Source organism: Gammaproteobacteria bacterium (assembly GCA_015709695.1).
Lineage (GTDB): Bacteria > Pseudomonadota > Gammaproteobacteria > Steroidobacterales.
This window is the reverse complement of the sequence record CP054183.1, coordinates 1,187,704-1,203,190: the sequence shown is the minus strand read 5'-3', so window position 1 is coordinate 1,203,190 and position 15,487 is coordinate 1,187,704. Positions and strand designations below refer to the sequence as shown.

The 15,487-nt window shown below is 59.6% G+C and carries 14 protein-coding genes; 10 read left to right on the top strand and 4 right to left on the bottom strand.

What is annotated here, in order from left to right:
* The first annotated feature begins 26 nt into the window (after positions 1–26).
* From smc to HRU81_05595, 5 genes are all read left to right on the top strand, one after another.
* Positions 27–3,518, top strand: a complete 3,492-nt coding sequence (gene smc, locus HRU81_05615) for a chromosome segregation protein SMC (protein QOJ31619.1) — start codon at positions 27–29, stop codon at positions 3,516–3,518.
* Positions 3,519–3,530: 12 nt separating this feature from the next.
* Positions 3,531–4,184: a cell division protein ZipA C-terminal FtsZ-binding domain-containing protein gene (locus tag HRU81_05610; GenBank protein ID QOJ31618.1), complete on the top strand. Its 654-nt coding sequence runs from the start codon at positions 3,531–3,533 to the stop codon at positions 4,182–4,184.
* Between the two features lie 15 nt (positions 4,185–4,199).
* Positions 4,200–6,227: an NAD-dependent DNA ligase LigA gene (gene ligA / locus HRU81_05605; protein QOJ33296.1), complete on the top strand. Its 2,028-nt coding sequence runs from the start codon at positions 4,200–4,202 to the stop codon at positions 6,225–6,227.
* 1 nt (position 6,228) lies between these two features.
* The gene (locus HRU81_05600; protein ID QOJ31617.1) at positions 6,229–7,053 is read left to right on the top strand and encodes a hypothetical protein; all 825 of its coding nucleotides are present in this window, start codon (positions 6,229–6,231) and stop codon (positions 7,051–7,053) included.
* Between the two features lie 134 nt (positions 7,054–7,187).
* Positions 7,188–7,598, top strand: a complete 411-nt coding sequence (locus tag HRU81_05595; protein ID QOJ31616.1) for a hypothetical protein — start codon at positions 7,188–7,190, stop codon at positions 7,596–7,598.
* 530 nt (positions 7,599–8,128) lie between these two features.
* On the opposite strand, the gene HRU81_05590 is transcribed toward HRU81_05595, so the two are convergent.
* The 3 genes from HRU81_05590 to HRU81_05580 form a co-directional block, all read right to left on the bottom strand.
* Complete coding sequence (locus HRU81_05590) at positions 8,129–8,965, bottom strand: hypothetical protein (protein ID QOJ31615.1); 837 nt, start codon at positions 8,963–8,965, stop codon at positions 8,129–8,131.
* Positions 8,966–9,231: 266 nt separating this feature from the next.
* Positions 9,232–10,026: a hypothetical protein gene (locus tag HRU81_05585; protein ID QOJ31614.1), complete on the bottom strand. Its 795-nt coding sequence runs from the start codon at positions 10,024–10,026 to the stop codon at positions 9,232–9,234.
* 11 nt (positions 10,027–10,037) lie between these two features.
* Positions 10,038–10,748, bottom strand: coding sequence for an SDR family oxidoreductase (locus tag HRU81_05580; protein ID QOJ31613.1), 711 nt, complete (start codon positions 10,746–10,748; stop codon positions 10,038–10,040).
* 232 nt (positions 10,749–10,980) lie between these two features.
* Here HRU81_05580 and HRU81_05575 point away from each other — a divergent pair, with 232 nt between their 5' ends.
* The 5 genes from HRU81_05575 to HRU81_05555 all read left to right on the top strand — a co-directional run bounded on the left by HRU81_05575 (position 10,981) and on the right by HRU81_05555 (position 14,270).
* Entirely contained in the window at positions 10,981–12,774 is a 1,794-nt protein-coding gene (locus tag HRU81_05575; protein ID QOJ31612.1) for an adenosylcobalamin-dependent ribonucleoside-diphosphate reductase, read from the top strand.
* A gap of 75 nt (positions 12,775–12,849) precedes the next feature.
* On the top strand, positions 12,850–13,155 hold the full coding sequence (locus tag HRU81_05570; GenBank protein ID QOJ31611.1) for a DUF883 family protein: 306 nt from the start codon (positions 12,850–12,852) through the stop codon (positions 13,153–13,155).
* A gap of 31 nt (positions 13,156–13,186) precedes the next feature.
* Positions 13,187–13,579: a phage holin family protein gene (locus HRU81_05565; protein ID QOJ31610.1), complete on the top strand. Its 393-nt coding sequence runs from the start codon at positions 13,187–13,189 to the stop codon at positions 13,577–13,579.
* On the top strand, positions 13,579–13,893 hold the full coding sequence (locus HRU81_05560) for a hypothetical protein (GenBank protein ID QOJ31609.1): 315 nt from the start codon (positions 13,579–13,581) through the stop codon (positions 13,891–13,893). The genes HRU81_05565 and HRU81_05560 overlap by 1 nt, the downstream gene beginning before the upstream one ends.
* A gap of 8 nt (positions 13,894–13,901) precedes the next feature.
* Complete coding sequence (locus HRU81_05555; GenBank protein ID QOJ31608.1) at positions 13,902–14,270, top strand: Rieske 2Fe-2S domain-containing protein; 369 nt, start codon at positions 13,902–13,904, stop codon at positions 14,268–14,270.
* Here HRU81_05555 and HRU81_05550 read toward each other — a convergent pair.
* On the bottom strand, positions 14,263–15,471 hold the full coding sequence (locus HRU81_05550; protein ID QOJ31607.1) for a CoA transferase: 1,209 nt from the start codon (positions 15,469–15,471) through the stop codon (positions 14,263–14,265). The genes HRU81_05555 and HRU81_05550 overlap by 8 nt on opposite strands.
* Positions 15,472–15,487: the final 16 nt, after the last annotated feature.

Genomic DNA, 15,487 nt, shown 5'->3' with positions numbered 1-15,487 from the left:
CGTTTGACGAACAGGAGTCGTCACAGATGCGGCTGAGCAGGATCAAACTCTCCGGCTTCAAGTCCTTCGTCGATCCAACAGCTTTCCAGTTGCCGACAAATCTTGTCGGCATCGTGGGTCCCAATGGCTGCGGTAAGTCAAACGTCATCGATGCTGTCCGCTGGGTCATGGGCGAAATGTCCGCAAAGCACTTGCGCGGCGACTCGATGGCTGACGTTATCTTCAATGGGTCATCGTCACGAAAGCCTGTTGGTACTGCCAGTATCGAACTTTTCTTCGACAACTCGGATGGCTCAATTGGCGGGCAGTATGCGCAGTACGGCGAAATTGCGCTGCGCCGGACACTATCCAGAGATGGGACATCCAGTTACTTCCTAAACGGCGCTCGTTGCCGTCGAAAGGACATTACCGACCTCTTTCTCGGTACCGGGCTTGGATCGAGAAGCTACGCGATAATCGAGCAAGGCATGGTCTCGCGGCTGATTGATGCAAAGCCCGAAGAGATGCGAGCTTATATCGAGGAAGCGGCGGGGATATCCAAGTACAAGGAGCGACGTCGCGAAACAGAGACGCGAATCCAGCATACGCGTGACAACTTGGCTCGGCTAAGCGACCTGCGTGAAGAGATCACGAAGCAGATTGAATACCTCCAGCGCCAGGCGAAGGCTGCGGAGCGGTACAAGGACCTGAAGGGCCAGGAGCGACGCCTTTCAGCGGAGCTGCTTGTGCTCCGTCTTACGGAACTGGAGCGAGCGCTGGATGGCGCGCGAGCTGAACTGCTACGTCGCCAGACCGAGCTGGAAGCCGCAATCGCCGAACAGAGGCATATCGAAGCCGAGATTGCGAAGCTGCGTGAGCAGCATTCCGTTGCGACTGAGCATCATGGCTCGGCGCAAGCGCGCCACTACGGCATCCAGAGCGAAATATCACGTCTTGAGCAGAACATGGCTCATGTTCGGGAGATCCGTGACCGTCAAGCGTCAGACCTGGCTCAGGCAAGTCAGCAGGTTGCCGAGATCGAAGAGGAGATCAGTCGTGATAGGGCTCAGCTGACCTCACTGGACGCGATACTCAGCCAGCTCGAGCCGGAGCTGGGCCTCTTGAAGCAGGCGGAATCCGCTGGATCAGCCTCACTCTTGGAGGCAGAGCAGGCGCTCGACCAGTGGAAGGACCAGTGGCAGGAATTCAATCTTGACGTCAAGGAGGTCCAGCAAGCGGCGCAGGTTGAGCAAACCCGATGTGAGCACCTGGCTGCGCAACTGGACCAGTTACGACGACAGCAGGATGTGCAGCGAGAGGAGCTGGCGAGTCTTGCTCTTGAGGACCTGGATGCCCGTCTGGAGGGGCAGGCTGATACCGAGCACCTGTCCGATGTGCGTGCGCGGGACCTCGAGGAGCGCATTCGCCAGGCTGAAACTGAGACGGAGGAGCTGCGCCGTATCGAACAGAGCCTTAGCCGCGACCTCGAGCGCTCGACATCCGAACTTGCTTCTTCTCTTGGCCAGATGAGCGCACTCAAGGCAGTTCAGGATGCCGCCTTGCGCAATGACGACGCATTGCTGTCGACATGGTTATCGAGAGAAGGTCTGATGGGCGCGTCGCGGCTTGCGCAGCAATTGCGGGTCGAGCCGAAATGGATGCCAGCGGTAGAGACGGTTCTTGGCGACTTCCTCCAGGCTGTATGCGTCGAGGACTTTGCGGCGTATGTCGGGCACCTGCCGGACACGCAAGTATTACTGGTAGAGCGGGGGAATGACGACGGCGGAGCCGGTTCCGGTACTCTGTTGACACGAGTACAGAATCCTGGACAAGCATCCACGCTCTTGCGCAATGTGCTGGCAGTCGAGGGAATCGATCAGGCGATTGATGCACTGAGACAGGCGGAACCACATCAATCAGTGATTACACCTGATGGAATCTGGCTGGGGCACGGCTGGGTGCGCGTGAGCCGCGGCCAGCGCGGCGAGGCAGGCGTGCTGACCCGTGAAAACCAGATCCGTGATCTCACGGCGATGGTCAGTAGCGGCCAGGGGTACATACGGGAACTTGAAGGCCGGCGTGAAGCAGCCCGAGCCAGGCTGGCGGAGGTTGCCGGTAGCCGGGCCCAGCTGACCCAGGAGTTCAATGCAGCCAATCGGGATCACGCCGAAGCACTGGCAATCCTGGAGAACCTGCGCCAAGACCTGGACCGTGTTCGCGAACGCCGCGAAGTCCTGGCAAGGACCATTGATCTGACGGACAGCGAGATTGCCCGTCTCGGTATGCAGCTCGAGGCGTCACGGGCTCGTGGCCGCGAAGCAACGTCCCGCCTCGAAGAGCTCGCAGAACGTCGCCCGCTGTTTCAGTTGGAGCAGGATAGGCTGCTGGGCCAATACACAGGATGCCAAGGCATTGCCGAGAGGACGCGCTCCGAGGCGGCCCTCAAAGCCGTCGAAATGGAGCGCCGTCGCATATCACGGGACTCGATTTCCGCATCTCTGGATCGCGTGAATGCACACAGGAATCACCTTCAGGAGCGAATCGCTGGGCTTGCAGCACAAATTGATCAGGCAGGTCCGAACCTTGCAAAACTGCAGGGCGATCTTGGGATCTGCCTGGAAGAGCAGCTCGGCGTTGATCGGGAACTGGTGGCACGACGCGAGGAGCTCGAGCAAGTTGAGTTTGCGGTAAGGAACGGTGAATCCCGGCGTGGTCTGGCCGAAAAGGAGGTTGAGCGCATACGTGAAGCCGTAGAGAGCCTGCGAATCCAGGTTCGTGAGGCCGAAGTTCGGCATGAATCGGTAATGGAGGATTTTGCGGCGACCGGCGCGGACGTCTCGGTCGTCCGGCAGGAAATACCCGTGGATGCCGAATGTGGCCGCTGGCAACAGGACCTGGATGATGTCCGTCGCCGGATCGATCGCCTGGGACCGATCAACCTTGCTGCGATCGAGCAGTACACAGAGCAGGCGGAGCGGAAGACGTACTTGGATGCCCAGAATGACGACCTGACGGCGGCACTGGAAACCCTGGAGCAGGCAATTCGGAAGATTGATCGTGAGACCCGCTCGCGGTTTCAGGAGACCTTTGATTGCATCAATCAGGGCCTGAAGCGGATATTTCCCCGTCTGTTTGGCGGTGGTCATGCCTACCTCAGTCTGGAGGGGGAGGACATTCTGGCGTCGGGAGTGACCGTCATGGCGCGCCCGCCGGGCAAGCGCAACAGCAATATTCATCTGCTATCGGGTGGCGAGAAGGCCTTGACCGCGGTGGCGTTGATTTTCTCAATCTTCGAGTTGAATCCGGCGCCGTTCTGCCTCCTGGACGAGGTAGATGCGCCCCTGGATGAAGCCAATGTCGGGCGCTTCTGTGACATCGTCCGGGAGATGTCGCAGAGAGTGCAGTTTGTCGTGATCACTCACAACAAGACCACGATGGAAATGGCGAACCAGTTGATCGGCGTGACAATGAATGAACCTGGAGTGTCACGCCTCGTGTCTGTGGATCTTGATTCGGCGGTTCAGTTGGCTGCGAGTTAGACCGGAGGATTCGTGTCGGAGATTCGCTGGCTTCTCGCTGTCGGCGGCGTTCTGATTCTCCTGCTGGTTTTCTGGCTATCGAGAAGGGAATCAGCCGGAGGGCAGGCACTCAATGCGACCGACCTGCTGCGTCGCCGTATCCCCCAGCTTGCGGCTGACAGCAAGGATGCAGAAGTTGTCGGTACAGAAGCCCAGGGTCCACTTCAGGAGATGGAGAAGCCACCGGGCCGCGAGATCAAGGTGCCTGAGAAAATCCTGACCGTGCGCCTTACGGGGCGCGGATCGGCTCCATTTGGAGGCGAAGCACTGCTTCTGGCGCTCATGGGGGCGGGCCTGCAGCATGGCCAGTATGGGATATTTCATCGTCATGACTCCACCGATGAGCGGCGGAGCCTATTTAGTGTAGCCAGTCTGGCGGAGCCGGGTTCCTTCGATCTGGCCAGCATGCCGGCCGCACGCTATCACGGGGTCAGTATTTTCCTGACGATACCGGGCCCGAAGGATGTCCTGGCCGCATTTGACGACATGCTGTCCACCGCACACGCTCTAGCTACCACGTTGGAAGGTGAGCTGCTCGACGAGCATGGTAGTCGCCTCAGCATCCAGCGCGAGCGGTTCATGCGAGAGGAGGTCATCCAGTTGCAGCACAAGCTGCACGCATCCTGAGGAGGGCGTGCTGTGCTGCCTTCAGCAGTTCGTGAGCAGGCAAGGCGTCTTCGGGCTGAAATTGAAGCGCATGACTATCGCTATTACGTCCTGGATCAGCCTTCGATTCCGGATCTGGCCTACGACGCCCTGATGCGGGATCTCGCAGACCTTGAACACAAGTATCCCGATCTGATCACTCCCGACTCGCCGACTCAACGTGTCGGGGGACAGGCTGCGCCGCAGTTTTCAGCGATTCGGCACGAAGTCCCGATGTTGTCCCTGGACAATGCATTCGGGGACGCCGAAGTCATTGCCTTCGATCGGCGCGTCCGTGACCGCCTCCACGTAGAGGGTGAGGTCAGCTACTCGGCAGAGCCGAAACTGGACGGAATTGCGATAAGCCTCAGGTACGAGCACGGCCGCATGGAGTGTGCTGCGACCCGGGGTGATGGATCCACGGGCGAGGATGTGACACACAGCGTCCGCACTGTCCGGTCAATCCCGCTGAGGCTTCGGGGTGTCGATACCCCGGCCATCCTGGAAGTCCGCGGCGAGATCTTCATGCCGAGGAAGGGTTTTGAGGCCTTGAATGCCAGCGCTCAAGCTGGTGGCGAGAAGTCCTTTGCCAACCCGAGGAATGCTGCCGCCGGAAGTCTCAGGCAGCTGGATCCACGGCTTGCTGCAGAGAGGCCGCTCGAGTTTTATGCGTACGGGATCGGAGAGGTTAGCGGTATTTATCTGCCTCCGTCCCACAGCGCATTGCTTTCGCTGTTGAAAGGATGGGGTCTTCGCGTGAATGACCTCTGTGAGGTTGTACACGGTGTTGATGGTTGCCTGACGTACTACAGAAAGATGGCGGCGAACCGGCGCCAACTACCATATGACATCGATGGTGTCGTCTACAAAGTGGACGATGTCCAGCTCCAGTCCCGGCTGGGATCTTCATCACGTGCACCAAGATGGGCCATCGCCCACAAGTTTCCTGCAGAGGAGGTCCTGACTGAAGTCGAGAATGTGGAGTTTCAGGTGGGACGGACCGGAGCTATAACGCCTGTGGCTCGCCTGAAGCCGGTGCTTGTAGGCGGCGTCACCGTCAGCAATGCCACACTCCACAATTTCGATGAGCTTTCAAGAAAGGATGTGCGCGTTGGGGACACGGTAATCGTTCGGCGTGCCGGTGATGTCATTCCGGAGGTTGTCGCTGTCGTGCCTGAGCGACGTCCGGCGAGGAGTGCAGCAGTGCAGCTTCCTCGTCGATGTCCAGCTTGCGGATCAGACATTATCCGCGCAGAAGGCGAGGCTATTGCTCGATGCTCCGGCGGTCTCGTTTGCTCTGCGCAGCGCAAGCAAGCACTGCTCCACTTCGCATCCCGGCGGGCCATGAACATCGATGGCCTGGGGGAAAAGCTTGTTGATCAGTTGGTCGAGTCGGGACTCGTTGCCAGCCCAGCAGATCTGTTCCGGCTGCGGATGGATCAGGTTGCTGGCCTCGAGCGCATGGGTGCGAAATCAGCCGCCAATCTCGTGGCTTCCATCTCGGGAAGCCGCAGTACAACTCTGGGCAAATTCCTGTTTGCAATGGGGATTCCTGGGGTTGGCGAGGCAACTGCGAGCGCCCTGGCGCAGCACTTCCAATCCTTGGAGTCCTTATTCGAGGCTACGGAGGAGAGTCTGCAAGAAGTTGTGGATGTGGGTCCGGCAATTGCTGGTGCAGTTTGGGCATTCTTTGCGCAACCCCACAACCAGGAGGTGATTGCAGACCTGCGCCGCCTCGGGGTCCATTGGCCGAACGAGCTTGAAGTATCGGGTACCAAGAGCCGGGCTTTGGCAGGGGAGACATTTGTGGTTACGGGGACGCTCTCTACGCTGACTCGCGAGCAGGCCCACCAGCGAATTCGAGATGCCGGCGGCAAGGTAACCAGCACGGTGTCGGCAAAGACGTCCTATCTTGTCCGTGGAGCAAATGCGGGCACCAAGTTGGAGCGGGCAGAGGAGCTGAATGTGCCAGTGCTTACGGAAGCGGAATTCCTGGCGCTCGTCGATGACGACAGGGTGAAATGAAATGAAGGCAGATGTAACCCAGGAGCGGATTCGCAATGTCCTGATGGGCGTGCTGCTACCACTCGCCCGGACCTTATTGCGCTGTGGTGTCAGTTACACCGAATTCGCCAGGCTTTCCAAGCGCGCTTTCGTCGAGGCCGCCTCGGCAGACTACGGGGTGCGAAACCGTCCAACAAACATTGCGCGCGTGGCGGTGATGACGGGACTGTCAAGGAAGGAGGTGAGCCGTATTCGTGTTGAGTTGAAGAAGAATTCGTTATCCGCTCTAACGTACCGCAATATTCCCGCAGAGGTTCTACATCGCTGGCATACCGATACTACGTACTTAGATACGAATGGGTATCCAAAGGCGCTCGCATTTGCGGGTCCTAAATCGTTTGTGACTTTGGTGAAATCTGTCACGGGTGATATTCCCGCTCGTACGATCGAACGCGAACTTAGTCGATCTGGTGCTTTGCGTTTTGTGCTTGGACGGAAGCTTCTTCCTGCCGTACGAGAATACGTACCCGATTCAGCTAGCAGCAAACTTATCGAAGGGTTGCAATTCGGATTGCGGCGGCTCACAGAAACCATCTGCTTCAATGCAGACCCGCAGAATATCAAGTCACCGCACATTCAAAGGATCGTACACACGGGTGGCATCGCAGCTTCCGACGTAAAACTAGTAAAGGACAGCATTTCAGCAATTGTGGCTGGATTTGGTCGACAGATTGACGACTATCTGACTAGTTTTCAGTGGCGGTCAGGCCGCAAACAGCGAAAAGCGGGGCCCTATTATCATGTAGGCGTTGGTCTCTACTACTTCGAGAACGAAGAAAAAGGCTAACGAAGCACAAGTTAGCTAATGTACTAACTGCCCAGGCGAAAATAGCAACGACCCATTAAGGGTAGCTGAGTTCCTTCTAGCCTTCGCTGTCGCTGTCGCTGTCGCTGTCGCTGACGCCACGGACGCCACTGCCCGTGATGCCGCGGACGCCGCTGCCGGTGATGCCGCGGACGCCGCTGCCCGTGATGCCGCGGACACCGCTGCCGGTGATGCCGCGGACACCGCTGCCGGTGATGCCGCGGACGCCGCTGCCGGTGATGCCGCGGACACCGCTGCCGGTGATGCCGCGGACGCCGCTGCCGGTGATGCCGCGGACGCCGCTGCCGGTGATGCCGCGGACGCCACTGCCGGTGATGCCGCGGACGCCGCTGCCGGTGATACCGCGGACGCCGCTGCCCGTGATGCCGCGGACGCCACTGCCATCGCCCGCATTTCTTGCGCTGGTAGCGACAAGAAGTGATGATGCATCTGGGCGAGTCACCTCGAAACCCATGATCTCCACGATATCATCCTGCTTTAGAACTGACATCCCATCGCCGCCGTAGGCCTGCGCAAGATCAACCCGGGCTTCGCCAACTTGTGCGATGCCTGTGTCGGTTAGGCTCAAAACGATTCCTTGGAGGTAGATTACAGAGCTTCCCGTGGAGTAGTTCCCTCCTAGGCGAATGATTGATGCGGCCTCGGCGTGCCCTTGCGGATCAAGATGACCGAATACCGCTACGTATTCACCTGGTGTGACTAGGCCCCTGGGGAAGTTGGTCTCGAAACCAACTACGGCTGTTTGGCCTAGCACGGTCACCATCGTTTGAGTTTCGTCGGAAGTAACAAGTCCAGGGCCAACAAAGAGGAGATTTCCATCGGATTGGTCGTAACCTTCTTGCAGTTGGTCCACCAACTCATGGGCAATCGACCCGGACACTGTCTCGACTGCTTCTGCATTTACGTGAGGAGTCCAGAAGGCGACCAGATAACCAAAAGAGAACGCAGCAGTGATTGCTGTGCCGCGACCTGACCTTCCTAGGTGAATCTGCATGAATGCTCCTCTTGCACGCTGTTCCCAGTCTCTTCGGAGGGACTAAGCTGCTCCGTAATCATCATTTCGTTGAATAAAGTGGTAGATTCCAACACCTGTGTGAACAACCGGCTCAGAGCTAGAACTTCCTGTCGGTTCGTGTTTGCTCAGCCAGTCATCAATTTCTTCAAGAAGAAGCTGTCCGCGTTCGCGCACGTAGGTTTGTAGCTCTTGTAGATCCGACAGATAGACACCGCTATCTGCAGTCACTGTTCGCTCCAACAGGCGTTTCTCGGGAATCGGCTCCTTACGGTTGTGATCTATGGTGTCCACAAAGTTGCGAACGGCATGGCCAAGCCTGTCAAGGCTCTCGGGTGCGTTCGCTTGCGGGAGAAAGGTTCGTGTCAATACCTTGATACGTCCTTCATCCGTCTCCCTTACGAGTTCAAATCTGAGCAGCTCAGCAAGCATGGATTGAGCCGACACATCCCCCGTATAGCGGCTTACAAGCTTTGCGAAAGTCTTTTCATCGTCTCCGGTGTACGGAATATCAAGCGGCAACCCATATGGCCCCGTGAACTGTGGGTCGGTGTGCCAACCGGACAAGAGATGGGCGATTCGTTTGATGTTCGAGGAATCACCTCGGTGTGTTTTCCCCCTCTCCACAACCAATCGCTGCACTTCACTCTTTGTTAGACCAGTCAGGATCGCGATGCGGTCCTGGGTCATGTTCTTTTCGGGTGACTGAAAGTCGTGTTCTGCGACCTCCACGAAGACATCTTTGGCGACCTCGCTGAACTCCGCGTACGAGACGTTGTTTCTGATCAGGATCCTTATCAGTGGCTTTAGGAGCCGCTTGTAAGCAGCCAGAATCGATGGCTTCAGGTCAACGGAAGGCATTAAACATAAATTCTTTGGTTAAGGAAAATATTCCCAAACTTCCGGTCCGTCAAGCTGATTACGTAAGCAGAAACCACGGCTTATCCGCATCACTTAGCAGCTGATTCATAGGAAGAAATTTAGAAATCACTATCAACATATTGTTAAATAAACGTAATCAGATGTCGATGAATGTCAAATTCAGACCTGGTTTTATGTCAAGTACAGAGGGTGCGATCTCTGCCTCGATTCGCATGGGAGATGTGTCCGGACTCGTCAGCCGCGCGTCAGCCGCTGCCTTGATCGCCTTCGATTTCAGCGAGCAGCGCCTTGGTGGCCTGGATGGCATCCAGTTGCTGTTGCTCTCGTGGGATGGTCGCTGTGGACAGGGCGGGGTCGAAGTCGGCAAAGCCCCAGTGGTCTGCACCGACAATTTCCAGCTGACGCGTAGCCTGGGGCAGGCGAGCCTTCGCGGCAGTAACCTTTGCGGGAGTCGCGACTTGGTCAGCTGTACCCGTGATCGACAGCACTGGCCATGGTGCATCCGAGAGATCAGTGAACCTTGGCGGGTAGGTGCCCCACAAGATCAGGGCGACGATGCTTTCCGGATTTCGTTCGGCGAATTTGCTCGCAGCCATGCCTCCCCGGCCATGGCCGGCAACAACCCATTTTCCAACCTCCGGATACTGCTTCATGACCTGCCGAGCAGTGTTCGGGGCGAGGGAGGCAAGATTCAGCGGCATGAGTGCCAGGACCACGAGGTAACCATCCGCAGCGAGGCGGTGCAGAACTGGTCCGTACGCCGCTGGCTCGGTTTTCTCATCTGGGTAGAAGATGACACCGATTTGGGACTCGCTATCGCGCGGGCGGAAGCTGATCCAGTCTTCTCGCGCAACAATGACGTTGTCGTCGGAATCCATGGCCATCGAGGCAGCAGGGTCGGCGGGAGCGACAACCCGCGCCCAGGCGACAAGCCCGATTGTGCCAAGCAGGGCAGCGCCCAGAGCGATAAGCAAGGTTTGCCGCAGGCCACGGAGCAAGACTCGTCCAGCGGTGGCGCAGGCGCTCATCAGCGGCGGCATGCCAACCTGCGCTACCAGGCGATGGTCTCGCCGTTGTATCGCAGGAATCGTCCGGAATCCGCAAGGGTCAGGCGGTCTATCAGCGCCCGGATCGCCGCAACACTCTTGGGGGCCTCGATGGTTGCACCGCCGACGTTCATGCGCGTCTTGACGTAGCCAGGGCAGACCAGCGTCACCGTGATGCCTTGCTGCCGCACCTGTTCTGCAATGAGCGTCATGGCCTTGTTGAGGGCGGCCTTGCTCGTGGTGTAGGCGAGGGCTTGCCGGCGGCTTTCACCGATAGACCCCGTGGTACTGGACAGGCTGATCACCTTTTTCTGGGCACTTGCCGCTACCAGATCGATGAAGGCCTCTGTCACCCTTACCGTCCCGAGTGTATTGGTGCGAAAGACCTCATTCCAGAGTTCGTAGTCCACCGAGCCAAAATGCTGCCGTTCCAGGTTTTCTGCAAACGGCAGAGCGCCCATGATGCCTGCGTTGTTGATCAGTACGTCAATGGGGGTTCCCGCCAGCCTCCTGGCGAGATGATGGACCTGGGTGCCGACGGTAATGTCGAGCGGCTCAATGCGAATCCTTGACCCTGATGTGGCCAGAGCTTGCAAGGAGGGCGAATACGTCGGGTCGCGGCAGCAGGCGATGACCTGCCAGCCCTCGGCAGCGTATTGCCGGACAAACTCCAGTCCGAGGCCTTGGCTTGTACCGGTGATCAGAACGGTCGGCACGGTAAGGTTGCCACCTTTTCGAGCAGGTGCCAGTTTGGCTGCAGATGCTAATCTGGTGCTTTGTGCTACACAATGCCAGACCGCCTGCGCGCATGCCCGATGAGGCGAGTGTCGCCTCCGGGTGCCGCCCCTTGGATCACCATGCGGGGCGAAGTCGTACAATCAATGAGAACCGATCTGCAGGTGACTTCCGATCTGTCGGGGGACCCATGATTTCTTTGGGTGACACGGCATGAAGCACTGGCCGGAGCTGTCACGTTACATCTGGCAAACGAGATATCGCTGGGGCCGCGAAGCCTCGATAGTGGATAGCTGGCATCGGGTTGCTCGCGCAGTGGCAGGCCGTGAGGGGGTGCACAGAGATGCATGGGCCGGGCGTTTCCGGCATTTGCTTGACGAATTTCGCTTTCTCCCCGGCGGCAGGATCCTGGCCGGTGCAGGCACGGGTCGCGATGCTACGCTGTTCAACTGCTTTGTCATGGGCGTCATACCAGCCAGCCTGGAGGGTGCTTTTGATTCACTGAAGGAAGGCGCACTGACGTTGCAGCGGGGTGGTGGTGTGGGCTTTGACTTTTCCACGCTGCTGCCGGCGGGTGCCGAAGACCGGATGACGGGTTCCATTGCTCCTGGCCCGGTTGCTTTCATGCGGCTATGGGATGCGATGTGCGCCAATGTGCTGCCTGCCGGTGTACGACGTGGCGCGATGATGGCGACCCTGCGCTGCGATCACCCTGACATCGCACAGTTCATCAGAGCCAAGCACGAGCGGCATTCACTGCGCCAGTTCAACCTGTCGGTGCAGGTAAGCGATGCATTCATGGAGGCTGTTGCGGCCGGTTCGTCCTGGCCGCTGGTATTTCCTGCGGCGCATTTCCACACGGGCGGAGCGGCGATCCTGCGCCGTCGCTGGACAGGCAGCGACGGCTTGGTGGACTGTGCCGTCGTCAACACAGTCCCGGCACGGGAGCTTTGGGAAGGACTGCTGCAAGCCGCATACGACTGCGCCGAGCCGGGCGTATTGTTTGTGGACCAGATCAACCGTGAGAATAACCTGCATGCGACGGAGTTCCTGACCAGCACCAATCCCTGCGGGGAAGTACCCTTGCCACCCTATGGCTCCTGCAACCTGGGCTCTCTCAATCTGACGGCCTTCGTTATCGACCCATTCGCACCGGGCGCCCGCCTCGACATGAATGCCCTGGAGGGTGCGGCGCGGCTGGCTGTACGCTTTCTCGATAATGTTATCGATGTGTCGGCATTTCCACTTGCCCGGCAGGCGGAGGCAGCATTCGCCACCCGCCGCATCGGCCTTGGTATCACCGGGCTAGCGGACGCGCTGGCCATGCTGGGCCAGCGCTACGATGGCTGGACGGCACGCGGTGTCGCTGGGGATATCTTGCGACGCGTCTGCCTAGCCGCTTACGAGGCATCGGTTGAGCTGGCCGGTGAGCGTGGAGCGTTCCCGGCCTTCGAGCCTGCTCGTTTTCTCGAATCCCGGTTTGTCGGGAGGCTACCCGGTTCGCTGCGAGCGAGGATCGGCCGAACGGGCATCCGCAACAGCCACCTTCTGGCAATTGCCCCAGCCGGGACGATCAGTCTCCTGGCAGGCAATGTTTCCAGCGGTATCGAACCGATATATGCACTCCAGGCACGCCGTCGCGTGCGTGAAGCAGACGGCTCGCATGCCATCCACGAGGTTGACGATTTTGCCTGGCGCCTGTGGCGCACGTGCCATCCAGGGCAGCCGAGGCCGGATGCGTTGCTGGGCGCGCAGGACACTGCTGGGGCGGATCAGTTGGCCATGCAGGCAGCATTGCAGCCATGGGTGGACAATGCCATTTCCAAGACGATCAATGTGGCCGAGAATATTCCCTTCGACGAGTTTCGCGAACTCTACGGGACGGCTTTCCGGCACGGCCTCAAAGGCTGCACCGTCTTTCGGCCCAATCCAGTGACTGGCTCCGTTCTCGAGGGAACGGGCGTGCAGGCACTCGAACGCTGCGGGCGCACGCGTGAGGACGATTGACAGGCGCAGGAGAGCGGCCGTCGCTGGCGAGGCGCTTCTGGGATAGGATGAGCAGGTGCTGGTAAGGAGCAGACCATGACGACTAGTGTTACTACCGACAAGCTGCTGGAGGACCTCCAGGTCGTAGTGCGCGACGCCGAGGCATTGCTGCAGGCAACAGCCTCCCAGACCGGGGAGAAGGTCGAAGGTGCCCGCGCAAAGGCAGCAGAATCACTGCGCCAGGCACGCCAGCGGCTGGAGGCAGCCCAGACCGATGTGGTCCGGGAGGTCAGGGCGGCAGCGGCGTCGACCGACGAATACGTACGTGATCACCCGTGGCAGGCCGTAGGTATGGCTGCCGGTGCAGGCTTGCTGATCGGCCTGCTCATCAGTCGCCGCTGATCGCGGTCAGGAAACCGGGCCAGGCGGGTGCATGGACGAACAGGCGAGAGGACCGATCGCGCGCTTCATCGGCTCAGTCAGCGCATTCCTGGCCACGATCCTCACGATTGGCCGCACCAGGCTGGAGCTGTTCACTGTCGAGCTGCAGCTCGAGGTACGCCGGCTTGCCGAACTCGCGCTCTGGGCGTTCATTGCTGTCTGTGCGGCCTCGGTGGCGTTTGTCATGGCTGGTGTCGCCATCATCGTCACATTCTGGGATGACAATCGGGAGCTGGCCGCGTTCCTGGTGGCAGCCGTGTATTTTGCAACCGCGCTGGCCGCCGTGATCATTCTGCGGGCAAAGCTCCGGCGGAAGCCGCCCATGCTCCATGGCACTCTGGCTGAGCTGGCTCGGGACAGCGAACGACTGGACAGGAGTTCCTGATGCCAACGGTGGCAGATCTGGAGAGCAGGCATGCCGCGATCCTGGCCCGTAGCAACAGTGAGAGGGAAGCAGCAACGCTGGCATTCGGCAGGATCGTCGCCAGCACCAGCGGCTTCGATGCCGGGCTGATGAAGATGCACCGCTGGCTCGGTGACCCGGCGCTGCTTGGTGCAGGTGCCGCCTTGGTGTGGCTCGTCGCCCGCAGGCGTGGAGGGCGTCGCGTATCCGGCCTGCTTGGGCTCGCCAGTGCCGCGATACGGATTCGTAGCCTGATCAAGGCAGCTGTGACGCAGCCCGCAGGGAGGAGGGAGTGACTGTGGCGATGGAAAGGATCCACGTAGCGTCGGCAGCGGAGGTGCAGGAGGGCCGCCTGCTGTCGGTGCAGGCCAAGGGCCAGAAGCTGCTCCTTTCGAGGGTCAAGGGCCGTGCCGTTGCCGTGATCGACCGCTGCCCGCACATGGGAATGTCCATGGCCAGAGGCACGGTGACGGAGGGAGTGCTGATCTGCCCGTGGCACAACTCACGGTTCGACTTCTGTACCGGCAGCAACATGGACTGGGCCAGCGCATTTCTTGGCATGTCCATGCCGAAGTGGACGCACAAGGCCATCGCGATGGGGAAGCCGCCGGCACCGTTGACGGTGGTGCCGGTGGAAGAGGTCGATGGACAGGTCTTCGTAAGCCTCAGATGACTCCGTCGCGACGGAGTGCCTCGATGGCATCGGGGCCGTAGCCCAGGAGGTTGCCAAGGATTTCATGGTTGTGGGCGCCGATTTCGGGTCCCGGCCATTCCGTCCGTCCAGGCGTATCGCTGAGCAGTGGCACCATCGCCGGGATGGTCATCGGCTCACCCCGGACTTCCACTGTTTCGAACAGGCCCCTTGCCTTGAAGTGCTCGTCGTTCATCATGTCGACGACGCTGTATATAGGCCCGGCAGGTACGTCGACCCGATCGAGTATCGCCAGCACCTCGACCGAAGTCAGGGTACTGGTCCATGCAGAGATGGCGGCATCGAGTTCCTTCTCGTGCCGGACCCGGCCAGCATTGTCGGTCATGCGAGGATCATTGGCCAGGTCAGCGCGCCCCATGGCGTTCATCAGACGCTTGTAGATCGAGTCGCCATTGCCGCCGATGATGACGAACCGTTCATCCCTGCATCGGTAGGTGTTGGTTGGCACGATGCCGGTCAGGGTGGATCCCGAAGGTTCGCGGACCACACCTGCCCCCGAGTACTCCGGCACGATGCCTTCCATCATGTTGAAGACGGCTTCGTAAATGGCGGTGTCGATGACCTGACCCTGATGTCCGCCGTCCTTGAGTCGATGGACGCAGGCCAGCAGAATGCCGATGACACTGTGTACGGCGGCCAGGGTATCGCCCAGGCTGAGGTTCGGCCGTACCGGAGCCTGACCCGGAAAGCCATTGACATAGCGGAAGCCACCGACGCCCTCGCAGACCGATGCAAAACCGGTCCGGGAAGCATAGGGTCCGGTCTGGCCGTAGCCGGAGATCCTCGCGTAGATCAGTTCCGGATGGCTCTTGCGCAGATTATCGGGACCGAGGCCCCACTTCTCCATGGTGCCCGGACGGAAGTTCTCCACCAGTATGTCCGACCTTGCAGCGAGCTGCCGGACGATGTCGCGGCCCTTGTCGGAGCGCAGGTTCACGGTGATGCACTTCTTGTTGCGGCCGAGGCTGTGCCACCAGAGAGACACGCCGTCCCTCATGACGCGCCAGGTGCGGATCGGATCCCCGGTGCCTGGCGGCTCGATCTTGATGACCTCTGCGCCGAAATAGCCGAGGATGCTGGTGGTAAAGGGACCAGCCAGCAGCTGCCCCAGCTCCAGTACGCGGAAGCCCTCCAGCGGGCGCTTGGTCTTGCTGTCGCTCATGGCTGCGGCAGTCTAG

Excerpts from the sequence above, each read along its gene's own strand:
- smc (QOJ31619.1), top strand. The coding sequence starts at position 27 with ATGCGGCTGAGCAGGATCAAACTCTCCGGCTTCAAGTCCTTCGTCGAT.
- HRU81_05600 (QOJ31617.1), top strand. The coding sequence starts at position 6,229 with ATGAAGGCAGATGTAACCCAGGAGCGGATTCGCAATGTCCTGATGGGC.
- HRU81_05590 (QOJ31615.1), bottom strand. The coding sequence starts at position 8,965 with ATGCCTTCCGTTGACCTGAAGCCATCGATTCTGGCTGCTTACAAGCGG.
- HRU81_05585 (QOJ31614.1), bottom strand. The coding sequence starts at position 10,026 with ATGCCGCCGCTGATGAGCGCCTGCGCCACCGCTGGACGAGTCTTGCTC.
- HRU81_05575 (QOJ31612.1), top strand. The coding sequence starts at position 10,981 with ATGAAGCACTGGCCGGAGCTGTCACGTTACATCTGGCAAACGAGATAT.
- HRU81_05570 (QOJ31611.1), top strand. The coding sequence starts at position 12,850 with ATGACGACTAGTGTTACTACCGACAAGCTGCTGGAGGACCTCCAGGTC.
- HRU81_05565 (QOJ31610.1), top strand. The coding sequence starts at position 13,187 with ATGGACGAACAGGCGAGAGGACCGATCGCGCGCTTCATCGGCTCAGTC.
- HRU81_05560 (QOJ31609.1), top strand. The coding sequence starts at position 13,579 with ATGCCAACGGTGGCAGATCTGGAGAGCAGGCATGCCGCGATCCTGGCC.
- HRU81_05555 (QOJ31608.1), top strand. The coding sequence starts at position 13,902 with ATGGAAAGGATCCACGTAGCGTCGGCAGCGGAGGTGCAGGAGGGCCGC.
- HRU81_05550 (QOJ31607.1), bottom strand. The coding sequence starts at position 15,471 with ATGAGCGACAGCAAGACCAAGCGCCCGCTGGAGGGCTTCCGCGTACTG.